Source organism: Monashia sp. HAY1-2A, assembly GCF_056755315.1.
This window is the reverse complement of the sequence record NZ_JBNDHY010000492.1, coordinates 1-261: the sequence shown is the minus strand read 5'-3', so window position 1 is coordinate 261 and position 261 is coordinate 1. Positions and strand designations below refer to the sequence as shown.

The following is a 261-nucleotide window of genomic DNA, read 5'->3' as shown; positions in this document are numbered from 1 at the left end:
CCCCCCCCCCCCCCCCCCCCCCCCCCCCCCCCCCCCCCCCCCCCCAAAAAAAAACACCGCCCCCCAGATTACTACGCGTCTCGTGGGCTCGGAGATGTGTATAAGAGACAGGCCCTACGACACGACCACCGGGTTCGACAGCGAGGATCTGCACACCGAACGGCAGGTGGTCATCCTGCCCGCGGGTCACCCCCTCGCCAGCCGGACGCACCTGTCGTTGGCGGAGCTCCTGTCTCTTATACACATCTGACGCTGCCGACG

The 261-nt window shown here is 67.8% G+C and carries 1 pseudogene; it reads left to right on the top strand.

Annotated features, from left to right (window positions below):
* Nucleotides 1–250: pseudogene (locus ACPYOM_RS22840) on the top strand (hypothetical protein); the annotation flags it as partial.
* Between the last annotated feature and the right edge of the window lie 11 nt (nt 251–261).